The sequence below is a fragment of the Amycolatopsis sp. NPDC004378 genome (assembly GCF_053602455.1).
In genome coordinates, this window is sequence record NZ_JBSGDR010000020.1 from 156,240 (window position 1) to 178,427 (window position 22,188).

Annotated in this window: 19 protein-coding genes; 17 read left to right on the forward strand and 2 right to left on the reverse strand. The window is 73.7% G+C overall.

What is annotated here, in order from left to right:
* Window positions 1-77 precede the first annotated feature (77 nt).
* The 5 genes from ACWEN0_RS39640 to ACWEN0_RS39660 are packed head-to-tail and all read left to right on the forward strand — an operon-like array spanning window position 78 to window position 6,083.
* The gene (locus ACWEN0_RS39640) at window positions 78-947 is read left to right on the forward strand and encodes a ribokinase (protein WP_451985333.1); all 870 of its coding nucleotides are present in this window, start codon (window positions 78-80) and stop codon (window positions 945-947) included.
* Window positions 944-2,791, forward strand: coding sequence for a formylglycine-generating enzyme family protein (locus ACWEN0_RS39645; protein ID WP_451985335.1), 1,848 nt, complete (start codon window positions 944-946; stop codon window positions 2,789-2,791). Before ACWEN0_RS39640 ends, ACWEN0_RS39645 begins: the two co-directional genes overlap by 4 nt.
* Window positions 2,788-3,996: a CaiB/BaiF CoA transferase family protein gene (locus ACWEN0_RS39650; RefSeq protein WP_451985337.1), complete on the forward strand. Its 1,209-nt coding sequence runs from the start codon at window positions 2,788-2,790 to the stop codon at window positions 3,994-3,996. The genes ACWEN0_RS39645 and ACWEN0_RS39650 overlap by 4 nt, the downstream gene beginning before the upstream one ends.
* Entirely contained in the window at window positions 3,993-4,808 is an 816-nt protein-coding gene (locus tag ACWEN0_RS39655) for an HpcH/HpaI aldolase/citrate lyase family protein (RefSeq protein WP_451985339.1), read from the forward strand. The genes ACWEN0_RS39650 and ACWEN0_RS39655 overlap by 4 nt, the downstream gene beginning before the upstream one ends.
* Before the next feature lie 48 nt (window positions 4,809-4,856).
* The gene (locus ACWEN0_RS39660; RefSeq protein WP_451985341.1) at window positions 4,857-6,083 is read left to right on the forward strand and encodes a hypothetical protein; all 1,227 of its coding nucleotides are present in this window, start codon (window positions 4,857-4,859) and stop codon (window positions 6,081-6,083) included.
* Here the strand turns inward: ACWEN0_RS39660 and ACWEN0_RS39665 are convergent.
* Window positions 6,080-7,051, reverse strand: a complete 972-nt coding sequence (locus tag ACWEN0_RS39665; RefSeq protein WP_451985343.1) for a DUF5937 family protein — start codon at window positions 7,049-7,051, stop codon at window positions 6,080-6,082. The two genes, ACWEN0_RS39660 and ACWEN0_RS39665, sit on opposite strands and share 4 nt — an antisense overlap.
* A gap of 66 nt (window positions 7,052-7,117) precedes the next feature.
* On the opposite strand from ACWEN0_RS39665, the gene ACWEN0_RS39670 reads away from it, so the two are divergent.
* Window positions 7,118-8,287, forward strand: a complete 1,170-nt coding sequence (locus ACWEN0_RS39670) for an MFS transporter (protein ID WP_451985345.1) — start codon at window positions 7,118-7,120, stop codon at window positions 8,285-8,287.
* Here the strand turns inward: ACWEN0_RS39670 and ACWEN0_RS39675 are convergent.
* Entirely contained in the window at window positions 8,284-8,484 is a 201-nt protein-coding gene (locus ACWEN0_RS39675; RefSeq protein WP_451985347.1) for a hypothetical protein, read from the reverse strand. The two genes, ACWEN0_RS39670 and ACWEN0_RS39675, sit on opposite strands and share 4 nt — an antisense overlap.
* Before the next feature lie 60 nt (window positions 8,485-8,544).
* On the opposite strand from ACWEN0_RS39675, the gene ACWEN0_RS39680 reads away from it, so the two are divergent.
* The 11 genes from ACWEN0_RS39680 to ACWEN0_RS39730 all read left to right on the forward strand — a co-directional run bounded on the left by ACWEN0_RS39680 (window position 8,545) and on the right by ACWEN0_RS39730 (window position 22,169).
* Window positions 8,545-9,195, forward strand: a complete 651-nt coding sequence (locus ACWEN0_RS39680; protein WP_451985349.1) for a TetR/AcrR family transcriptional regulator — start codon at window positions 8,545-8,547, stop codon at window positions 9,193-9,195.
* A 93-nt stretch (window positions 9,196-9,288) separates the two neighbouring features.
* The gene (locus ACWEN0_RS39685) at window positions 9,289-10,761 is read left to right on the forward strand and encodes an amidohydrolase family protein (protein WP_451985351.1); all 1,473 of its coding nucleotides are present in this window, start codon (window positions 9,289-9,291) and stop codon (window positions 10,759-10,761) included.
* Window positions 10,758-11,873, forward strand: a complete 1,116-nt coding sequence (locus ACWEN0_RS39690) for a M20 family metallopeptidase (protein ID WP_451985353.1) — start codon at window positions 10,758-10,760, stop codon at window positions 11,871-11,873. Before ACWEN0_RS39685 ends, ACWEN0_RS39690 begins: the two co-directional genes overlap by 4 nt.
* 32 nt (window positions 11,874-11,905) lie before the next feature.
* A complete protein-coding gene (locus tag ACWEN0_RS39695; RefSeq protein ID WP_451985355.1) occupies window positions 11,906-12,787 on the forward strand; it encodes a GNAT family N-acetyltransferase in 882 nt (293 codons plus the stop codon).
* The gene (menC, locus tag ACWEN0_RS39700) at window positions 12,784-13,890 is read left to right on the forward strand and encodes an o-succinylbenzoate synthase (RefSeq protein WP_451985357.1); all 1,107 of its coding nucleotides are present in this window, start codon (window positions 12,784-12,786) and stop codon (window positions 13,888-13,890) included. Before ACWEN0_RS39695 ends, menC begins: the two co-directional genes overlap by 4 nt.
* Window positions 13,887-15,134: an MFS transporter gene (locus ACWEN0_RS39705; RefSeq protein ID WP_451985359.1), complete on the forward strand. Its 1,248-nt coding sequence runs from the start codon at window positions 13,887-13,889 to the stop codon at window positions 15,132-15,134. Before menC ends, ACWEN0_RS39705 begins: the two co-directional genes overlap by 4 nt.
* A gap of 308 nt (window positions 15,135-15,442) precedes the next feature.
* Complete coding sequence (locus tag ACWEN0_RS39710) at window positions 15,443-16,828, forward strand: serine hydrolase domain-containing protein (RefSeq protein WP_451985361.1); 1,386 nt, start codon at window positions 15,443-15,445, stop codon at window positions 16,826-16,828.
* Window positions 16,825-17,715 carry a serine hydrolase gene (locus ACWEN0_RS39715; protein ID WP_451985363.1) on the forward strand — a complete coding sequence of 297 codons (891 nt, stop codon included), beginning with the start codon at window positions 16,825-16,827 and terminating at the stop codon, window positions 17,713-17,715. Before ACWEN0_RS39710 ends, ACWEN0_RS39715 begins: the two co-directional genes overlap by 4 nt.
* Window positions 17,712-19,304 carry an ABC transporter substrate-binding protein gene (locus tag ACWEN0_RS39720; RefSeq protein ID WP_451985365.1) on the forward strand — a complete coding sequence of 531 codons (1,593 nt, stop codon included), beginning with the start codon at window positions 17,712-17,714 and terminating at the stop codon, window positions 19,302-19,304. The genes ACWEN0_RS39715 and ACWEN0_RS39720 overlap by 4 nt, the downstream gene beginning before the upstream one ends.
* Window positions 19,301-20,281 carry an ABC transporter permease gene (locus ACWEN0_RS39725; protein ID WP_451985367.1) on the forward strand — a complete coding sequence of 327 codons (981 nt, stop codon included), beginning with the start codon at window positions 19,301-19,303 and terminating at the stop codon, window positions 20,279-20,281. The genes ACWEN0_RS39720 and ACWEN0_RS39725 overlap by 4 nt, the downstream gene beginning before the upstream one ends.
* A gap of 1 nt (window position 20,282) precedes the next feature.
* Window positions 20,283-22,169: a dipeptide/oligopeptide/nickel ABC transporter permease/ATP-binding protein gene (locus ACWEN0_RS39730; protein WP_451985369.1), complete on the forward strand. Its 1,887-nt coding sequence runs from the start codon at window positions 20,283-20,285 to the stop codon at window positions 22,167-22,169.
* The last annotated feature ends 19 nt before the right edge of the window (window positions 22,170-22,188 follow it).

A 22,188-nucleotide genomic window follows, 5' to 3' on the forward strand; every position in this document is an offset into this window, starting at 1 on the left:
ATCGGCTGCGCCTGCCGGGTGGTTCGCCGGAGTGCGCTCAGCCGGGCGAGCCTTGCCCGTCGGATGGGGGTGTTCTCGTGAAGGGGCGGGTGGTCGTCGTCGGCTCGGCCAATGTCGATCTCGCCGTCGACGTGGCCCGGCCGCCCAAGGCCGGGGAAACCGTGCTCGGCGGGCGTCTTCGCCGCAGTCCCGGGGGCAAGGGGGCGAACCAGGCCGTCGCCGCCGCCGTGGCCGGGGGTGCCGATACCAGCTTCCTCGGCGCGCTCGGTGAGGACGAAGCCGCCGACCTCGTCCTCGTCTCCCTCGGGGGCGCCGGCGTCCGGACCGATCTCGTCGAACGGGCCGACGCGCCCACCGGGACCGCCTTCGTCACCGTGTCACCGGACGGGGAGAACGCCATCGTCGTCGCGCCCGGGGCGAACGACCACGTCCGGATCGGGGCTGCCCAGGCCGAGCGGATCGCCCAAGCCGACGTGGTGCTCGCGCAGCTCGAGATCCCCCTCGACGTGGTCGCCGCGGCTGCCGCGGCCCGGCGGGGCGCGCGGATGGTCCTCAACGCCGCGCCGTCGCGGGAACTGCCCGGCTCGCTTTGGGAAGTGGTCGACCTGCTCGTCGTCAACGAGCACGAGGCCGCCGACCTCGCCGGTGAGCCCGAGAAGCTGCTGAAGCGGGTACCAGCTCTGGTGGTCACCCTGGGCGGCGAAGGCTGCGTCGTCCTGCAGCGAGACCGCGAACCCGTGCGCATCCCCGGCATCCCCGTCGGCGTCGTCGACACCACCGGCGCCGGGGACACCTTCTGCGGCGTGCTCGCGGCCGCGCTCGCCCAGGGCGACGACCTTCCCGTTGCCGCCGGAAGGGCGTCGGCCGCCGGGGCGCTCGCCGTCACCCGGCCCGGTGCCCAGGCCGCCGTTCCCACCGAAGCCGAGGTCGCAGGGATGACGTCATGACCCACCAGTTCGACCCGCTCGTCCCGCGGCCGATCGACCGGCCCACCGAGGTGCGCGGGCCACTGTCCGAATTGGACGACGCGAAGATCTTCGCCGCGCCCGCGGACCCCGCCGCCCGCCCCGCGTGGCGCGCCGAACTCCGTGCGTGGCGTGAGGACGCCCGAAAGCGCCACGGCTACACCGGCGCCGCCTATGAACGTCCACAAGCGACTTGGGCGGCGTCCTGCTTCGCCGTCGCGCAGGTGTGGCTCTGGGACGAACTGCTGTACTCCTTCGAGGACCGCCGGTTCACGCCCGAGCGGTTCCTCGCCGACGCGCGCGACCGCTTCGGCGGCCTCGACGCCGTCGTGCTCTGGCACGCCTACCCGGTGATCGGTCTCGACGACCGCAACCAGTGGGACTTCTACCGCGACGTCCCCGGCCTCGGCGAACTGATCGAGACCCTGCACGGCCACGGGTTGCACGTCTTCGTCGACTACAACCCCTGGGACGTCGGCACTCGCCGCGGCGAGGACGACTTGACCGAGCTGGCCGCCCTCGTGCAGGACCTGCAGGCCGACGGTGTCTTCCTCGACACCCTCAAGAAGGCCGAACCGGACTTCGTCGAGCGGCTGGAAGCCGCGCGACCCGGCATCGTCCTCGAGGGCGAGTCGAAGCTGCCGGTCGAGCGGATCGAGGACCACGCGGCGTCGTGGGCGCAGTTCTTCGCCGACTCGCCGGTGCCCGGCGTCCTGCGCGCCCACTGGTACGAGCGGCGCCACATGCAGCACCACGTCCGGCGCTGGCACCGCGACCACAGCGAAGAGCTGCAGTCGGCCTGGCTCAACGGCGTCGGCGTCATGGTGTGGGAGGTCGTCTTCGGCGTGTGGGTCGGCTGGTCGCCGCGCGACGCCGCCACCGTCCGCCGCATGGTCACGGTCCAACGCGCGGCGGCGGACCTGCTCCTCGACGGCGAGTGGACGCCCCTGGCCGAACTCCCGCCCGAGGCGGAGGCCGCGGGGGTCTACGCGTCGAAATGGCAGCGAGCCGACCGGACACTGTGGACGTTCGTCAACCGCGGCGGCACCGACTACCACGGCCCGCTGCCCGGCACGGACCTCTTCGGCGGGGTCCCGGCCCGGGGCATCGGTGCCGCCGTGGCGGGGTGGCTGCCGGACCTCCCGCCGCTGCCGCACGACCCGGACGCCCGGTTCCCGCACCGGATCGCGACCCGCAAAAGTCCACCGAGGACCACCGGCGCCCCCGACGCGGACGCCGTCGTCGTCCCAGCCGGACCGTACGTGCTGACCGTGCGCTACCGCGCCCGAGAAACCGGCATGTACCAGGGAGCGCCCTACGTGGACGAATGGAAACCCCTCCCGCCGCGGCTGCACGACGCCCGCACGCTGCAGCGTGAAGGTGAACTGACCACGGCCGTGGCGGTAGCGGCGACCGAAGTGACCAACGCCCAGTACGCCGAGTTCCTCGCCGCCACCGGCCAGGAGCCGAGACGTCCGGGCCCTCCCGACGCTCCCGTCACCCACGTCGACCTCGACGACGCCCGCGCGTACTGCGCCTGGCGCGGCGGCCGCCTGCCGACCGAGGACGAGTGGCAGCTGGCGGGGGAGCGGCTGCGGCGCGAGACTCCGGCCGTCTGGAACTGGACCGAAAGCGAACATTCCGACGGCCGCACGCGGTTCGTGATGCTCAAGGGCGGCAGCGACTACCGCGCCGAAGGCTCCGAATGGTACGTCGAAGGCGGCGTGCAGAAACCGGATTACACCGTGAAGCTGCTCCTGCCCGGCCTGGGCCTGGCGCGGAGCGCGACCGTCGGCTTCCGGTGCGCCTGGGAGGTGACCGCGTGACGGTCTCCCGTGATCCCTCGGACGGCGCGCTGGCCGGGCTGCGCGTCGTCGACGCGTCCACGCTCTTCGCCGGCCCGATGGCCGCGATGCACCTGGGCGACATGGGTGCCGACGTCGTCAAGATCGAGCACCCGCGCAAGCCCGACCCGTCACGCACGCACGGCGCCGCGAAGGACGGCGTCAACCTGTGGTGGAAGACCTTGGGCCGGAACAAGCGCACCATCACCGCCGACCTCGGCAGCGAAGGCGGACGTGAGGTCTTCCTCGCCCTGGTCACCACCGCCGACGTCGTGATCGAGAACTTCCGGCCGGGCACCCTCGAACGCTGGGGCCTCGGCTACGACGAGCTCGCGAGCTGGAACCCGGAGCTCGTGCTCGCCCGCGTCACCGGGTTCGGGCAGGTCGGTCCCTACCGGTCCCGGCCCGGCTTCGGGACGCTCGCCGAAGCTATGAGCGGGTTCGCGGCGGCCACCGGGGAGCCGGACGGGCCGCCGACGCTGCCGCCGTTCGGGCTCGCCGACGGCGTCGCGTCCCTGGCCACGGCGTACGCGATCATGGTCGCGCTCGCGGCGCGCGCGACCACCGGGCGCGGGCAGGTCGTCGACACCGCGATCATCGAGCCGATGCTGGCCATGCTCGGCCCGCAGATCACGCGCTGGGACCAGCTGCGCACCGTCCAGCCGCGCACCGGCAACCGCTCCACCAACAACGCGCCGCGCAACACCTACCGCACCGCCGACGGCCAGTGGGTCGCCGTGTCCACTTCGGCCCAGTCGGTCGCCGAACGCGTCGTCCACCTCGTCGGCCGGCCGGACCTCGTGGACGAGCCGTGGTTCGCCGGCGGGGCCGGCCGCGCGCGCCACGCCGACGAACTCGACGAAGCCGTCGGGAAGTGGATCGGGCAGCGCACGCGCGACGAGGTCGTCGCGGCGTTCGAGGCGGCGCAGGCGGCGGTCGCGCCGGTCTACGACGGCGCCGACATCGTCGCCGACCCGCAGTTCCGCGCGCTCGGCACGATCCACGAAATCGAGGACGCCGACCTCGGCCCGATGCTCATGCAGGGCCCGCTGTTCCGCCTCTCCGGCCACGACGGCGTCATCGGCTTCACCGGCCGTCCGCACGGCGCGGACACCGACGCCGTGCTGGCGGAGCTGGGGTTCGCGCCCGAGCGAGTGGCCGAACTGCGCGAGCGGGGTGCGGTGTGACCCCGCCGCTGACGTTCCTCTACACGCCCGCCGACCGCCCCGACCGGGTCCGCAAGGCCCTGGCCTCGGCGGCCGACGTCGTGCTCGTCGACCTCGAGGACGCTGTCGCGCCGGCGCGCAAGGCCGAAGCCCGGGACCACCTCGGGCGGCTGCTCGCGTCGGTCACCCGGCCGGTGCAGGTGCGGGTCAACCACCCGAGCACGCCGTGGCACGACGCCGACCTCGCCGCGGTCGCGAGCCTGCCACCCGAGGTGGGCGCGCGGTTGCCGAAGGTCGAGACGCCGGAAGAGATCCTCGCCGTCGCCGCCGTGCTGCCGGGCCGGGCCCTGCACCCGCTGATCGAGTCCGCGCTGGGGGTCGAACGGGCGCTGGCGATCGCGACGGCGTCGCCGGCGATCGCGTCGATCGGGCTCGGCGAGGCGGACCTGCGCTCGGACCTCGGCGTCGCCGACGACGCCGGGCTGACGTGGGCCCGCAGCCGGGTGGTCGTCGCGGCGCGGGCGGCCCGGCTCGCGCCGCCCGCGATGTCCGCGTACGCGAACGTCCGCGACCTCGACGGGCTGGCGGCCTCGTGCCGGGCGGGCCGCGCGCTCGGCTTCCGCGGCCGGACCGCGATCCACCCGAGCCAGCTCGGGACGATCCGGGCCGCGTTCCTGCCGACGCCACAGGAGGTCTCGCGGGCCCGCGAGGTGATCGCGCGGGTCGCGGACGCGACCTCGGCGGGCGTCGGCGCGATCGCGTTGCCGGACGGGACGTTCCTCGACGTCGCCATGGTGGAACAGGCGCGGACGGTGCTCGCGCTGGCCGACTAGTACGCGGCTTGTACGGATTTTGGACCCGCGTGTGGCGCACTGGCGCCCATGCGAATTCCGAAAGCGCTCCTCCTCGTGCTGGCCGTGGTGGCCGGCGCACTGGCCCTGCCCGGCACGGCCAGTGCCGCCTACAGCGATCCGCTGACGACGACGGCCAAGCAGAACCTGGTGTGGCACGCGACGCCGGCCGCCGCGTTGACCGCGCTCGACACCGCGCTGCCCAACGTCAGCCTCAACACCGTCGTCAACGACCCCAGCTACGCGATGACCGGCTGCACCACCGCCGAGAAGGCCGCGCTGCCCAAGGCGCCGACGGCGACGAAGTCGCTGTGCTGGGACGCCGACCGCGCGGGCAGCACCACCTGGGTCCCGCAGGGCATCACGACGTCCGGCGACGCCGACGACGACGGCATGTGGGGCGCGGACAAGATCATCCTGTCCGGCTGGCACGGCACCGACGCGCTCGGCCGCTACGACGACGCCCGGATCCAGGCGGTCAACTACGACGACCCCGCCGCGGCCGCGCACCGGATGGTGTACCTGGCCGTGCCGAACAGCACCGGCAGCAGCTTCTCCGCCGCGCAGGCGCACATGGGCGGGATGGCCTGGTACGGCGACAAGATCTACGTCACCGCGGTGGGCAACACCTCGACCGCGATCCGGGTGTTCAGCACCAAGCACATCCTGCAGATGACCGACACGACGGCCAACGCGATCGGCAGGACCTCGGGCGGGTATGCGGCGTACACCTACAAGTACGCGATGATGCAGATCGGCTACTACACCTACGCGGGCGGCACCTGCAGCATGGCCTCCGACACGGGCGTGCCGTGCTTCTCGTCGCTCTCGCTGGACCGCAGCACCACCCCGGCGTCGATCGTCACGACGGAGTACTTCTCCGACCAGAGCCTGCACGGCCGCCTCTACCGCTTCCCGATGGGCACGGACTACCTGCTGACCGGCACCGCGACGGAGGCGTTCCGCAGCTCCGTCGGCAACATGCAGGGCGTGCTGTCCCACAACGGCAAGTGGTACGTCGCGCACAGCTCGGCGACGCTCAACGGCCAGCTCTGGGCCCAGACGACGACGGCCGGCACGTCGGCCACCTGCGGCTCCACGACGGCCTGCTGGGCCGTCCACCCGGAGGCGCTGACGTACGACTGGTCGACGGGGCTGGTGTGGTCGCAGTCGGAGTGGTCGACCGCGGACTGCGCGGCGCAGAACCAGGTCTGCGGGCGGGCCGTGTTCGCGGTGCCGCTGAGCTCGCTGGGCTAGCCGCCGAGCAGGGACGTTCCGAGCGCCGTGGTCACGTAGAGGACCCGGCGCCCGGAACGTTCCCGGCTCACCAGGCCGTTTTCGCGCAGGACGGCCAGGTGCTGCGACACCGCGCCCGGCGTCACGCCGAGCGCGCGGACCAGCTCGGTCGTGGTGGCGGGGGAGCGGAGGGTCTCGAGGAGCCCGGCCCGGGCCCGGCCGAGCAGCCGGACGGTGCCGGCTGCGGGCGGCCGCGTGCCCGCCGTCCAGAGGGCGCCGCGGCCGCGGGCCGGGTAGCGGACCGTCGTCTGGGTGGACGTGTTCCGCTTGATCAGCACGTGCGGTGAGCCGAGCACGACGGGGATGAGGACCAGCCCGCCCGGACCCCGGTGCACGGGCGGGCGGTCGCCGGTGTGCCAGAGCCGGCCGTCCCGCCAGCGCAGGTCGGGGTGCAGCCCGGCGAACAGCCGTTCGGCGCCGCCCGCGGCGAGCGTCCGGGCGCGGTGGGCGACGTCGGCGTCGAGGACGGCGCGGATCCGCGGCCAGTGCGGGGCGACCAGCCGGTCGTGGGCGCGGCGCAGTTCGGTGGCGATCGCCGTCAGCCCGGCCGCCGGCCGCGCGGCGAGCTCCGCGACCGTTCCGCTCAGGGCGTCGCCGAACACCCGGCCGAGACTGGCCCGGACCTGACGCGCGGTCGTGCCCCGGAGCGCGGCCAGGTCGTCCTCAATGGACGGACCGGAGTCCTTCGGTGCGGGGACGAGGAACTGCGGCCAGCCGGGCCGGTCGTGCACGAGCAGCGGCCAGGTCCACGGGAGGTCGAGCGGCTCGCGGGCCAGTTCGTCCTGGGCCCAGCGCAGCCACGGCAGCGTGGCGGCCTGCCGTTCGATGCCGCCCAGCTGCCGGAGGCACGCGACGGTCTCCGAGAGCGGGGAGATCGCGATCCGGGTCGTCGCCAGCTCGTCGGCGCCCAGTTCGATCGTCAGGGCCATGCCGCCGAGTATGGAGCACCGGGCTAAATGCTGTCCGCCTCGGCGCGGGGGCCGAAGGATCGGAGCATGATCTCGGGGGACTTCCGGCGGCTCTGGTGGGCGACCGGCATCGACAACGTCGGCACCGGCGCGTTCACGGCGGCGGTGCCGCTGCTCGCCGTCACGATCACCCGGGACCCGCGGCTCGTGTCGCTCGTTTCGACGGCGGCGTACCTGCCGTGGCTGCTGCTGAGCCTCCCGGCCGGCGCACTGGCCGACCGGCACGACCGCGCGGGCCTGATGTGGCGGGCGCAGGCGTTCCAGGCGGTGCTGGTCGCGACGACCGCGCTGCTGGTGGCGTGCGGCCGCGCGGGTATCCCGCTCCTCGTCGTCACGGCGTTCGGGCTGGGCGCCGGGGACGTCGTGTTCGGCACCGCGGCGCAGGCGATCCTGCCGGACCTGGTCGCGAAGCCGTTGCTGGCGCGGGCCAACGGCCGCCAGCAGGCGATCACGACGATCGGTGTCCAGTTCGCCGGGCCACCGCTGGGCAGCCTGCTGTTCGGCGTGGCGGCGGCGCTGCCGTTCGGGCTCGACGCCGTCTCGTTCGCCCTGTCCTCGGTGCTCGTCGCGAAGCTGCCCCGGCGAGAGCCCGGTGTGCGGGCCCGCTCCGCCGTGCGCGAAGGGCTGGCGTGGCTGCTGCGGCACCGGCTGCTGCGGACGCTCGCGGTCCTGCTGGGCGTCAACACCTTCTGCGGCCAGCTCGCCAACGCGACGCTCGTCCTGCTCGCCACCCAGGTCGTCCGCCTGGACGCGCGCGGCTACGGCCTGCTGCTCGCCGGGGCGGCGCTGGGCAGCGTGCTCGGCGGCTTGGTGAACGCGCGCGTCGTGGCCGCGACCGGCGACCGGGCCGCGCTCGTGACGGCGCTGGCGGTCAACGTCGGCGCGTTCGCCGGCATCGGGCTGAGCCGGGACCCGGTGACGCTCGGCGCGTTCCTCGCCGTGAACGGGTTCGTGACGACGCTCTGGAACATCGTGACCGTCGGGCTCCGCCAGCGGCTCGTGCCGTCCGCACTGCTCGGCCGGGTCACGAGCGTGTACAAGCTGCTCGGCTGGGGGCTGATCCCGGCGGGCGCGCTGACCGGCGGGCTGGTCGCCCACGGGCTGGGGCTGCGGGCGCCGTACCTCGTGGCCGGTGCCGTACGCGGGGTCGCCCTCGTGGCGGCGCTGCCCGTGCTGGTCCGGGCCTGGCGGGACTAGCCGCCGGGGTGGCCGCAGGCGTACACCGGCGCCGAGGCCAGTGCCACGCAGGCCGGGCAGGTGTTCACCGGCCGGTCGCGGCGGCCGTGGTACGGGTGCCGGGCACCGCAGAGCGCGGTGAGCACTTCGCCCGGCTTCGGGTCCGGGTGGCACCGCGGGCAGAAGGCGTGTGCCGCGCGTTCGACGTCGGTGCTCATGACCCGCGGGGTACCCGCGCCGCCGGGGCGTCAACCCGGTGGGCTCCGTAGGGTGGGGCGATGAACGTCAAGGCGGCCCGCGCGAGCGCGACGCGGGAGAGCATCCTCGTGACGGCGGAGCGGCTCTTCGCCGAGCACGGGGTGCAGGTGGTGTCCAACCGGCACATCAGCGAGGCCGCCGGGCAGGGCAACAACGCCGCCGTCAACTACCACTTCGGCACCAAGGCCGACCTGGTCCGCGCGATCGTCCGCAAGCACACCGAGCGGATGGAACGGCTGCGCGCCGAGCTCGTCGAGGGCGTCGAAGACGGCGCCGGCCTGCGGGACTGGGTGGCCTGCCTGGTCCGCCCGAGCACGACGTACCTGAGCGAGCTGGGCGCCCCGACGTGGTTCGCCCGGTTCAGCGCCCAGGTGATGACCGACCCGGCGCTGCGGGCGATCATCGCGGAGGAGTCCCTGTCGTCCCCGGCGCTGGCCAAGGCGGTCGAGGGGCTGAACCGCTGCCTCGACGGCCTCCCGCCGGACGTCCGCGCCGAACGCGGCGACATGGCCCGCCAGCTCATGATCCACCTGACCGCGGAGCGGGAGCGCGCCCTGGCGGAGGGCACGCCGACCCCGAGGGCGAGCTGGGACGACGCGGGCACGGGCCTGATCGACGCGATCACGGGTCTCCTCCTGGCCCCGGTCACGCCGGTTCGTCCGCGCGGCTGAAGACCGCCGCCCCGGTTCGTCGTCGCGCACCAACGGGCCGGCCGGAAATCCCCCTAACGTCACCTCGATCGGCAACGACGAGGAGGCGGACGGGTGCAGACACTCTTGCGGGGCGGCCGGGTCGTCGACCCCGGGACCGGGTTCGACGGCGTCGCGGACGTGCTCCTCGACGGCGGCCGGGTCGCCGCGGCCGGCGTCGGGATCGAGGCGCCGGACGCCACCGTCGTCGACGTCCGGGGGCTCGTCGTCGGGCCCGGGTTCGTCGACCTGCACAGCCACGTGCACTCCATCGCCGGGCAGCGGCTGCAGGCCATGGACGGCGTCACCACGGCGCTCGACCTCGAAGCCGGGCTGATGCCCATCGAGCGCGCCTACGCCGAGGCCGCCGCGGCCGGACGCCCGCTGCACTACGGCTTCTCCGCCTCCTGGGGCGCCGCCCGCGCCCAGGTGCTCGCGGACATCGCGCCCGACGCCAGCATCGCCGGCGGGCTCGCGGTGCTCGGGAACCCGCGGTGGCAGCGCAGTTCCACCCCGACCGAACTCGCCGCCTGGCTGGCGCTGCTCGAAGGTGAGCTCGCGCGGGGCGCGCTGGGCATCGGCATCCTCATGGGGTACGCGCCCGCGACCGAGCCCGGCGAGTTCATGGCCGTCGCGCACCTCGCCGCGCAGGCCGGCGTGCCGACCTACACCCACGTCCGCGAGCTGGTCGAGGTCGACCCGGCGACCCCGGTCGACGGCTCGGTCGAGATCGTCGCGGCCGCGGGGGAGACCGGCGCCGCGATGCATCACTGCCACGTCAACAGCACGTCCGGGCACCACATCGACCGCGTCCTGGCCACTTTGGACACCGCCCGCCGCGAAGGCTCGCGCGTCACCGTCGAGGCCTACCCGTACGGCGCGGGCAGCACCGCCGTCGGCGCGGCCTTCATCGAGCCGGACCGCCTGCGCCTGAAGGGACTCCGGCCGTCGAGCGTGGTCATCCTCGAGACGGGCGAGCGCGTCGCCGACGAAGGCCGGCTGCGTCAGGTGCGGCAGGAAGACCCCGGCGCGCCGTGCATCCTGGAGTTCCTCGACGAGACCGATCCCCGCGACCGCGGCCTGCTGCACCAGGCGCTCGCGTTCCCCGACTCCGTCGTCGCCAGCGACGCCATGCCGGTGTACTGGAAGGACGGTCGCACGGAGACGACCGAGTGGCCGCTGCCCGCGGGCGGCACGACCCACCCGCGGACCGCGGGCACGTTCGCGAAGACCCTGCGCCTGATGGTCCGCGAAGCCGGGGTGTGGAGCTGGCTCGAGGCGTTCCGGCGCTGCTCCTACCTGCCTTCGCGGCTGCTCGACGAGGTCGCGCCCGCGGCGCGCGGCAAGGGCCACCTGGCCGCGGGGGCCGACGCCGACGTCGTCGTGCTCGACCCCGCCCGGATCACCGACACCGCAACGTATACCGATCCCACCCGGCCGTCAGTGGGCGTCCGGCACCTCTACGTCGGCGGAGTTCCCGTTGTCAGCGAAGGGGATCTGAACACCGATGCACTGCCCGGCAAACCCCTGCGGGGTGAGCCGCGGTGATCGACGACATCGAGACGCTCGTCCGCTGCGAGTCGCCCTCGCACGACCACGAAGCCGTCGCGCGCAGTGCCGAGGTCGTCGCCGGGATCGGCCGCCGGCTGCTCGGCGTCGAACCGGAGCGGCTCGTCACCGACGGCTGCACGCACCTGCGCTGGCGGTTCGGCGGGGAGCCGCGCGTCCTGCTGCTCGGCCACCACGACACCGTGTGGCCGCTGGGTTCCCTGCGGACGCACCCGTTCGAGGTCCGCGACGGCGTGCTGCGCGGCCCCGGCTGCTTCGACATGAAAGCCGGTGTGGTGATGGCCCTGCACGCCGCCGCGGCCCTGACCGACCGGGACGGCCTCTCGATCCTCGTCACCGGCGACGAGGAGATCGGCTCACCGCTTTCCCGCGCCCTGATCGAGGAAGAGGCCAAGAGCTGTGACGCGGTCTTCGTGCTCGAAGCCTCGGCCGACGGCGGCGCGCTGAAGACCCGCCGCAAAGGTGTTTCCCTGTACCGGATCGAGGTCGACGGCCGCGCCGCGCACGCCGGGCTCGAGCCGGAGAAGGGCGTCAACGCCGGGATCGAGATCGCCCACCAGGTCCTGGCGGTGGCCGCGCTCGCCGACCCGGCGAAGGGCACCACCGTCGTCCCGACGGCGCTCGCGGCCGGCACCACGACCAACACCGTGCCCGCCACCGCGAGCGTCGCGGTCGACGTGCGGGCCTGGGACGCGGCCGAACAGGACCGCGTCGACCGGGCGATCACCAGCCTGGCACCGGTGCTCGACCAGGCGCGGATCCGCATCGTCGGCGGCGTCAACCGGCCGCCCTTGGAAGCGAAGGCGTCTTCGGACCTCTTCGTCCTCGCGAACGAACTCGGTGGCCCGCTCACCGAAGCCGCGGTCGGCGGTGCCTCGGACGGCAATTTCACGGCAGGACTGGGCATTCCGACGCTCGACGGCCTCGGCGCGGTCGGCGGTGGCGCCCACGCCGACCACGAGCACGTCGTCGTCGGCGAGCTGGCCCGCCGCACGGAGTTGCTCAAGGCCCTCACCGAAACCGTGCTGTCCCAACGGAGTTCGTCCGCGGCGACGAACGCGCGGGGCGATTCCGGTGCGGCACAACGGTGACCCGCCGGACGGGACCGGAGAGGATCGGAGGCGTGACAGAAGTCGTGACGAACACAGCCCCGCTCCTGCGGGACGAGGCGGCCGCCGCCGCGACCGCCGCCGCCACGGCCTCGGGAGTCCGGGTCCGGACCCTGGCCGAGGTCGCCGACCTGACCGCCGTGACCCGGCTCTTCGAGTCGATCTGGCGGCCCGCTCCCGGCAACCAGCCCGTGACGTCCGAGCTGCTGCGGGCCATGGTCTCGGCCGGCAACTACGTGGGCGGCGCCTTCGACGGGCCCGAGCTGCTGGGTGCCTGCTTCGGGTTCTTCGGCGGGCCCGGGAAACGGGGCCTGCACAGCCACATCGCCGGGGTCGCGACCGCCGGGCACGGCCGCGGCATCGGCTTCGCCCTCAAGCTGCACCAGCGCGCGTGGGCGCTGCAGCAGGACGTCACGTCGATCTCCTGGACGTTCGACCCGCTGGTGCGGCGCAACGCGCACTTCAACCTGACCAAGCTCGCGGCCCGGCCCGAGCACTACCTGCCCGACTTCTACGGTCCGATGCACGACGGCATCAACGGCGCGGGCGACACCGACCGGCTGATGGCGGTCTGGGACCTCGCGAGCCCGCCGGTCCGCGCGGCGGCCGAGGGCACCCCGGCCCGGTTCGACGCCTCGGCGTTGAGGACGCAAGGTGCCGCGGTCGCGCTGGCGGCGGGTCCCGACGGCGCGCCGGTCACCGGCCCGGCGGACGCGCCGGTCGTGCTCGTGGCCGTGCCGCCGGACGTCGAGGCGCTCCGCCGTACCGACCCGGACCAGGGCCGGGCGTGGCGGGTCGCGCTGCGGGAGGTGCTCGGCGGCCTGATGGCCGGGGGCGCTTCCGTCCTCGGATTCGATCGGGCCGGCTGGTACGTCCTGGCAAAGGAGCACGCGTGAAACTCAGTGGTATCGAACTCCTCCGCGTCCGGATGCCCCTGGTCGCGCCGTTCCGGACGTCGTTCGGCACGCAGGCCGAACGCGAGCTGCTGCTCCTGCGGGCGGTGACGTCGGAAGGCGAGGGCTGGGGCGAGTGCGGCGCGATGGTCGACCCGCTCTACTCCTCGGAGTACGTCGACGGCGTCGAGCACGTGCTGCGGACGTTCCTCGTCCCGGCCCTGCTGGCCGCCGAGGACCTCACGGCCGGCAAGGTCGCGCCGCTGCTGGCCAAGTTCAAGGGCCACCGGATGGCCAAGGGCGCCCTGGAAATGGCGGTCCTGGACGCGGAACTGCGTGCCCACGGCATCTCGTTCGGCACCGCGCTGGGGTCCACGAAGGACTCGGTGCCGTGCGGGGTGTCCGTCGGCATCATGGACACGATCCCGAAGCTCCTGGACGTCGTCGGCGGCTACCTCGACGACGGCTACGTCCGGATCAAGCTCAAGATCGAGCCGGGCTGGGACGTCGAGCCGGTGCGCGCGGTCCGCGAGCGCTTCGGCGACGACATCCTGCTGCAGGTCGACGCGAACACCGCGTACACCCTCTCGGACGTCCCGCAGCTGCAGCGGCTCGACCCGTTCGAGCTGCTGCTGATCGAGCAGCCGCTCGAAGAGGAGGACGTCCTCGGGCACGCCGAGCTGGCCCGGCACATCCGGACGCCGATCTGCCTCGACGAGTCCGTCGTCTCGGCCCGCTCGGCCGCCGACGCGATCAAGCTCGGCGCCTGCCGGATCGTCAACATCAAGCCCAGCCGGGTCGGCGGGTACCTCGAGGCGCGGCGGGTGCACGACGTGTGCGCCGCGCACGGCGTCCCGGTCTGGTGCGGCGGGATGATCGAGACCGGGCTGGGCCGGGCGGCGAACGTGGCGCTCGCTTCGCTGCCCGGGTTCACCCTGCCCGGCGACACGTCGGCGTCGGACCGGTTCTACACCGAGGACATCACCGAGCCGTTCGTGCTCGAAGGCGGCCGGCTGCCGGTGCCCTCGGGCCCCGGCCTCGGCGTCACGCCGATCCCGGAACGGCTCGCCGAGGTCACCGTCGCGAAGGCCTGGCTCGCCTCATGACGGCGGTCGACGCGCAAACCGAACTCTGGACGGCGAAGCGGGTCAACCGCACGGCGCTGGTGACGATGGTCGTCATGCTGCTCGCCTGGTCGGTCGACTACATCGACCGCTTCGCGATCAGCATGGCGCTGCCGTCGATCGGGGCGGAGTTCGCGCTGTCGAAGGCCCAGCAGGGCTGGCTGGTCACGATCTTCGCGCTCGTCTACATGGTCTGCCAGATCCCGGCGGGCTACCTGGCCGACCGCTACGGCTCGCGGCGCCCGATGCTCGTCACGCTCGTGCTCTGGTCGCTGTTCACCGCGCTGACGGGCCTGGCCGGCACGTTCGGCCTGCTGCTGCTCGTGCGGGCGCTGTTCGGGGTCTGCCAGGGCTGCTTCCCGGCGGCGTCGTTCAAGGCCGTCGCCGAGCGGACCACCCCGGCCAACCGGGCGACGGCGAGCGGCGTGATGCTCTCGGCCAGCGGGATCGGCGCGGGCCTGGCCCCGCTGATCGTCGGGCCGCTGCTGATGGCCGTCGGCTGGCGGCACACGTTCTTCTGGATGGCCGGCTGCGGCGCCGCGATCGGCATCGCGGTCTGGGCGATCCTGCCGAAGGCGCTGCCCGACCGGCTGAGCAGCCTGCCGGAGGGCAAGGCCACACCGCGGGTGCCGCGCTCCCGCGTGCTGCGGTCGTTCGTGGTGTGGCAGTTCGCGCTGCTGTTCTGCCTGGTCAACATGCTTTCCTACGGCCTGGTCACCTGGGTGCCGAGCTACCTGGTGGAGGCGCGGCACCTGTCCCTGGCCCAGACCGGTGTGCTCGCCGCGATCCCGATGCTCGTCAGCATCGGCACCACCATCCTCGGCGGCTGGCTGTTCGACCGCTTCTTCCACGACCGGGCCCGCTGGTTCCTCGGCGGCATCCTGCTCACCACGGTCGTCCTGCTCGCGCTGATGGTCACCGCGGGCAGCACGACGCAGTTCACCGTCTACGAAACGCTCTCGCTCGGCGTCGCCGGCCTCGCCACGATGGGCGTGTTCGGCCTGCCGCTGCGGGTGATCCCGCCGGCCGTGATCGGGCTGGGCATGGGGATCATGAACTTCGGCGGCCAGGTCGCCGGCGCCGTCGCCCCGGTGGTGATGGGCTGGCTGGCCGACCGCTTCTCCTACCCGGCCGCGTTCGGCTTCCTCATCGTCACGACCCTGCTCGCCGCGATCGTCGCGTTCTGGGTGCCCCAGCGCGCCGAGCAGTTCACGTTCGCCGGATAGTCCACAAGGGACGGAGAGCTCCGTGGAATCAGCCGAAGACGCGATCACCCGCCGCGTGGCCGAGGTCGGCGTCCGGTCCGGCGGCTCACCGTCGAGGCGGCGGTGACCGCCTCGAAGCTCAAGGTCCTGGCCGCGGTCGGCTGGGCGGCGGCCCGCGCGGCCCTGCCACCGCGGCCGCGCGACGCGGGGGTTCGTCCGCCGCGATGAAAGTTTCCCCGGGTCTCGTCGGTTTCGACGAATCGGCCGCCCCGGCCCCCGGCCTAGCATCCCCGAATCGCCGGTTCCCCCATCTCGGACGAGAGGCAACCATGTCGAAGCTCACCGAACTCTCCGCTTGGCTCGAAACCCGGCTCCCCGCCGTCCTGGCCGACCACAAGGTGCCCGGCGCGTCCGTGGCGGTCTACGCCGGCGGTGAGATCATCGACCACGCGGCCGGCGTGCTCAACAAGGGCACCGGCGTCGAGGCCGACACCGACTCGCTGTTCCAGATCGGCTCGATCACGAAGGTCTGGACGACCACGCTGGCCCTGCAGCTCGTCGACGAGGGCCTGCTCGACCTCGACCAGCCGGTGCGGAAGTACCTGCCCGAGTTCACGATCGCCGACGAAGACGCCGCCGCGCGGATCACCGTCCGGCAGCTGATGACCCACACTTCGGGCTTCGAAGGCGACATCTTCACCGACACCGGCCGCGGTGCCGACTGCGTCGAGAAGTACGTCGCCACCCTGGGCGACGTGCCCCAGCTCTTCGCGCCCGGCGAGATGTTCTCCTACAACAATGCCGCTTTCTGCGTGCTCGGCCGGGTCGTGGAAGTGCTGCGGGGCAAGGCCTACAACGACTGCCTGGCCGAGCACCTGTTCGTCCCCCTGGGACTGACGCACGCCGCCGCGAGCCCGTACGAGGCGATCCGGTTCCGGGCCGCGCTGGGCCACGTCGCGCCCGAGCCCGGCGCCGACCCCGAACCCGCCGGGGTCTGGTCGCTGGCGCCGTCGAACGCGCCGGCCGGCTCGATGCTCGCGATGCGGCCGCGGGACCTCGTGACGTTCGCGGCCATGCACCTGCGCGACGGCGAAGACTCGGACGGCAAGCGCGTCCTGAGCGCCGAGAACGCCCGCGCGATGCGGGAGCGCCGGGTGGAGCTGCCCGACCTCGGCCTGATCGGCGACGCGTGGGGCCTGGGCTGGTCGCTGTTCGACTGGCCGGGCGGCGCGGTCGTCGGGCACGACGGCGGCACGATCGGCCAGTCGGCCTTCCTGCGGCTCGCGCCCGCGCACGGCGTCGCCGTGGCGCTGCTGACCAACGGCGGCGAACCGATCCCGGTCTACACCGAGGTCGTCGGCCACATCCTCAAGGAGCTGACCGGCATCGAGCTCGCTGTGCCGCCGGTGCCGGATCCGGCCGCGCCGCGCATCGACGCCGCGCGGTACGTGGGGGAGTACGCGTCGTCGGTCGCGGACATCACGGTCAGCCAGGACGACGACGGCCGCGTCTGGGTCGAGCGCGTCCCGAAGGGGATCTTCGCCGAGCTGGCCAAGCCCGAGAAGACCGAGCTGGTCGCGATGAAGGGCGACACGCTGATCCTGGCCGAGCCGATGCAGGGGATGTACCTGCCGCACGCGTTCGTCGGCGACGACGGCGAAGGCCACGCGCTGTACCTGCACACCGGCCGCGCCGACAAGCGGGTGCGCGCGTGAGCACCGTCGAGGCGGAGATCGCCGACGTCTTCTCCTCGGTCGGCGCGCGGGGCTTCCTGCACGCGCGGGAGATCGGCGGCGGGCCCGAGGTGGCCGCCGGCGCGGACGACCCGGTCGTGCTCGCGTCGGTGTTCAAGATCCCGGTCGCCGTCGCCTACGCCCGGGAGGTCGTCGCCGGGCGCCTGGACGAGACCGGACGCACCCGCGTCGGGAAGCGCTACCGCATCGGCGGGATCGGCACCGCGGGCTGCGCGGACGACGTCGAGATGAGCTGGCGCGACCTCGCGCTGTTCATGCTGACCATGAGCGACAACGCGGCCACGGACGTCATCTACCACCGCGTCGGCCAGGACGCCGTCGACCGCGTGCTCGCCGATCTGGACCTGAAGCGGACCCGGCTGATCGGCTGCTGCGAAGACCTGTTCGCGTCCGTGCTCGCCGACCTGGGGGCCGCCGATGACGCGGACCTCGACACCGTTCTCGCCGAAGCCCGGCCGGAGCAGATCCGGAAGCTCGCGGTGCTGGACCCCGAGCGCACGACGGCGTCGACGCCCCGCGAGATCACCACCCTGCTCGAAGCGATCTGGACCGACCGCGCCGCCGACCCGGCCGCGTGCGAGCGGGTGCGCTCGATCATGGCGCACCAGATCTGGCCCCACCGCCTCTCCGCCGGCTTCCCCGCCGACGTCACGATCGCGGCCAAGACCGGCACGCTGCCCGCGGTCCGCAACGAAGCCGGTGTCGTGTCCTACCCGGACGGACGCCGGTTCGCCGTCGCGGTCTTCACCCGGGCCGAATCCCTGGCCGAGCGGCAGCCCGCCGTCGACGCCGCCATCGGCGAGGCGGCCCGCCTCGCCGTGGACCACCTGCGGAAGGAAACCCCATGACCAAGACACGGACCGCCGCGGTCCTGCTCGGGGTCCTCGCCCTCGCCGCGACCGCCTGCGGGGGACCGGGCGGCGGCGCCGCGGCCGGGGACGGGACCCCGGTGGACGGCAAGACGTTCAACGTCGGCGTCGGCTCCGACCCCGGCAGCCTCGACCCGCACATGACCGTGCTGTCGGTCGCCCTCCAGGTCGACCGGTTCCTCTACGACCCGCTGCTGAACCTCGGCGCCGACGGCAAGCTGGTCCCGGGGCTCGCCGCGAAGTGGGAGGCGACGACCACCACCGCGTCCTTCACCCTGCGCCCCGGCCTCACCTGCGCGGACGGGTCGCCGCTGACCGCGGCCGACGTCGCGGCCAACGTGAACTTCATCGGCGACCCGGCGAACAAGTCACCCATCGCCGGGCTCTACGTCGCGCCGGGCACGAAGGCGACCGCGGACGAGGCGACGCGCACGATCTCGGTCACCAGCGGAAAGCCGGACGCGTTCCTGGCCCGCAACGTCGGCGGCGTGCCGATCGCCTGCGCGAAGGGACTCGCGGACCGCAAACTGCTCGCCAAGGGCGAAGCCGGCACCGGGATGTTCACGGTTTCGGAGTCCGTGCCCAACGACCACTACACCTTCACCCGCCGCAAGGACTACACGTGGGGCCCGGGCGACTGGAAGGCCGAACCGGGCCTGCCGGAGAAGATCGTCGTGCGGGTCGTCCCGAACACCACGACCGCGACGAACCTGCTGCTGTCCGGCGAGCTCAACGCGGCCCAGATCATCGGACCGGACCGGCAGCGGCTGGACGCGCGCAAGCTCTTCCACGCCGACTACACGGCCCCGATCGGCGAGGTGTTCTACAACCAGGCGGACGGGCGGCCCGGACAGGACGAAGCCGTCCGCCGGGCGCTGACCCAGGCGCTCGACCTGCCGCAGCTCGGCAAGGTGCTGACCAGCGGCGCCGGCAAGCCGTCGCGGGGCATGGTCACGAACGAGCCGGCGATGTGCCCCGGCGACTCCGTCACCGGCAACCTGCCGGCCCACGACCTGGCCTCGGCCGCGTCCGGGCTGGACGCCGCGGGCTGGAAGAAGGGCGCGGACGGCGTGCGCGCCAAGGACGGCAAGAAGCTCTCGCTCACCGTCCTCTACGGCACCCAGCTCGGCCCGACGATGGCGCCGACCGCGGAGCTGGTCCAGCAGCAGTGGAAGTCCCTCGGCGCCGAGGTGACGCTCAAGGCGGTCGACAGCCCCGGCCTCAGCCAGGTCCTCTTCGGCACCGGCGAGTGGGAGGTCTCCCTCGGTCCGGTCGGGTTCACCCTGCCGAGCCAGCTGGTGCCGTTCGTCTCCGGCCCGGCCGCGCCCAACGGCACGAACTTCGCGCACATCGCCAACCCCGGGTACGACCAGGCGGCGCAGCGGGCGGCCTCGAAGCCCGGCGAAGCGAGCTGCCCGGACTGGAACGCGGCGGAGACCGCGCTGGTCAAGCGAGTCGACGCGGTGCCCTACTTCGACTCCGTCGTGCCGGTCTACGCCAGCGGCGCGAAGTTCACGCTCAACCAGGGCAACATGGACCCGACCTCGATCCGGATGTACGCGAAATGACCACGGCGACGGCGACCGCCGGCCTGCGGGGCACCCCGTGGCCGGCGTTCGCCGCACGGCGGCTGGCGCGGTTCGCCGTCTCACTGTGGGCGCTGCTCACCGCGGCGTTCCTGATGATCCACCTGGTCCCCGGCGACCCGGTGCGGGCCGCGCTCGGGATGACCGCGCCCGCCGACCTGGTGGCCGCGAAGCGGGCGGAGCTCGGCCTCGACGACCCGTTGTGGCTGCAGTACGGGCACTACCTGCGCGGCCTGGTCTCCGGTGACTTCGGGACGTCGATGGTGAGCGGGCAGCCGGTGGCGCAGGTGATCGGCGACCGGCTGCCGGCGACGCTGCAGCTGGCGGTGCTGGCCTTCGCCGTGGTGGTCGTCGTCGCGGTCCCGGCCGGCGTCTGCTTCGCGGTGCTGACCCGCGGCGGGCGGCGCCGGGGCGCGGAGCTCGGGTTCACGTCGGTGAGCGTGCTCCTCGCCGCCGTCCCGGAGTTCCTGATCGCGGTGGGGCTGGTGGCGTTGCTCGCCGTCGGCCTCGGCTGGTTCCCGGTGGCGGGCGGCGACGACGCGAGCGCGTACGTGCTGCCGGTGGCGGCGCTGGCGGTCGGGCCGGCGGCGGTGCTCGCCCGGATCATCCGGGTCGAGCTGCTTTCCGTGCTGGGCGCCGACTTCGTCCGCACCGCGCGGGCGAAGCGGCTGCCCGCGCGGCTCGTGTACGTCCGGCACGCCCTGCCGAACGCGCTGACCGCGTCGCTCACCCTGGGCGGGCTGATGCTCACCACGATGGTGGCGGGCACCGTGCTGGTGGAGAACGTGTTCGCCTGGCCCGGCCTCGGTTCGACGATCGTGCAGTCGATCCTGGAGAAGGACTACCCGCTGGTGCAGGGGATCGTGCTCGTCTACGGCGTCGGCGTACTACTGGTGAACCTGCTGGTCGACGTCGTGCTCGGGCTGCTCGACCCCCGCTCGACGATTCGGGAGAGCTGACATGGCACGACGACGCGGTTCGGTCTGGGTGGCGGCCGTGCGCTCGCCGGTGGGCGCGTGCTCCGCGGTCCTGCTCGCGGGGGTCGTCGCGCTGGCGGTGCTCGCGCCGCTCCTGTGGGGCGACGCGGCCGCGGCGATCGACACCGACGCGATCGGCCAGGGCCCGTCCGGGGCGCACCCGTTCGGCACCGACTCCCTGGGCCGCGACCTCTTCTTCCGGACGCTGGTGGCGACCCGGCTCTCGATCGGCCTCGCCGTGCTCGCCACCGCGATCGGCGTCGCGGCCGGGGTGGTGCTCGGGACGCTGCCGTCGGTGCTGCCGCGGTGGGCGGCCCGGCTGCTCAAGGCCGTCGTCGACATCGCGGTGGCGTTCCCCGGGCTGCTGCTGGCCCTGTTCCTCGCGGTGATCTTCGGGGTGGGCACGCACGGCGCGGTGCTGGCGATCGCGTTCGCGATGGCGCCGGCGTTCGCCCGGCTCGTCCAGACGCTGTCCGCGTCGGTGGCCGGGCGCGACTTCGTCGCCGCCGCCCGGGTTTCCGGCGTCGGCCGGGTCCGGCTGCTGGCCCGGCACGTGCTGCCGAACATCGGCGAGCCGCTCGTCGTCAACGCGACGATCGGGGCGGGCTCGGCACTGCTCGCCTTCGCCGGGCTGTCCTTCCTCGGGATCGGCGTGCAGGCGCCGGACTACGACTGGGGACGGCTGCTGCGCGAAGGCCTCGACGGCATCTACGTGAACCCGGTGGCGGCACTCGCGCCCGCCGCGGCCGTGGTGCTCGCCGGGCTGGCGTTCAACCTGGTGGGGGAGACGGTGGCCGCGGTGGTCGGCGTCCGCACGCGGGCGACGCGCCGGTCGGCGGCGCCGCCCCCGGCCGCGCGCCCCGGGGCGGCCGAGCCCCCTGCCGGGGACGCGGTGCTCGTCGTCGAAAACCTCCGGGTGGCCTTCCCCGGACCGGCCGGGTGGACCGTGCCGGTGCGCGGCGTGAGCTTCAGCGTCCGCGCGGGCGAAGCGATCGGCGTGGTCGGCGAGTCCGGCTCCGGCAAGAGCCTGACCGCGCTGGCGGTGTCGCGGCTGATCGAGGCGCCCGGCGTGGTCACCGCCGACCGGCTGGACTTCGCCGGCGAGCCGCTGGCGAGCGCGTCCGACCGGGCGCTCGGGACGTCGCTGGCCATGGTGTTCCAGGACCCGATGACGTCGTTCAACCCGGCGCGGCGCGTCGGCCGTCAGCTGGCGGAGGTGTCCGAACAGCACCACGGCCTGTCGCGGCGCCAGGCGTTCGCCCGCGCGGTCGACCGGCTGGCCGCCGTGCGCGTCCCGGCCCCGCTGCGGCGCGCCCGGCAGTACCCGCACGAGTTCTCCGGCGGCATGCGGCAGCGGGCCATGATCGGCATGGGCCTGATGGGCGAGCCGAAGCTCGTCATCGCCGACGAGCCGACGACCGCGCTCGACGTCACCGTGCAGCGGCAGGTGCTGCGGTTGCTGGCCCGCACGCGCGAAGCCGAGGGCGCCGCGATCCTGCTCATCAGCCACGACATCGCCGTCGTTTCCCAGACGTGCGAACGGATGCTGGTGATGTACGCCGGCCGCGTCGTCGAGGACCTCCCGACCGGGACCCCGGCACAGCACCCCTACACGCGCGCGCTGCTGGCCACGACGGTGGACCTCGAGACCGACCGCGACGAGCCCCTGGCGGTGATCCCCGGCCGCCCGCCGGAGCCCGGCCAGGTGCCGGCCGGCTGCGCGTTCGCGGCGCGCTGCCCGCTGGCGTCCGAGCGCTGCCACGCCGAGGACCCGGCGCTGGCGCAGGCCGCGCCCGGGCACCGGGTCGCGTGCTGGCACCCGCAGGTGAGCGTCCTTTCCGGACCGTCGCACGAGGAGGGAGCGGCATGAGTGAGCCCGCGAACGAACC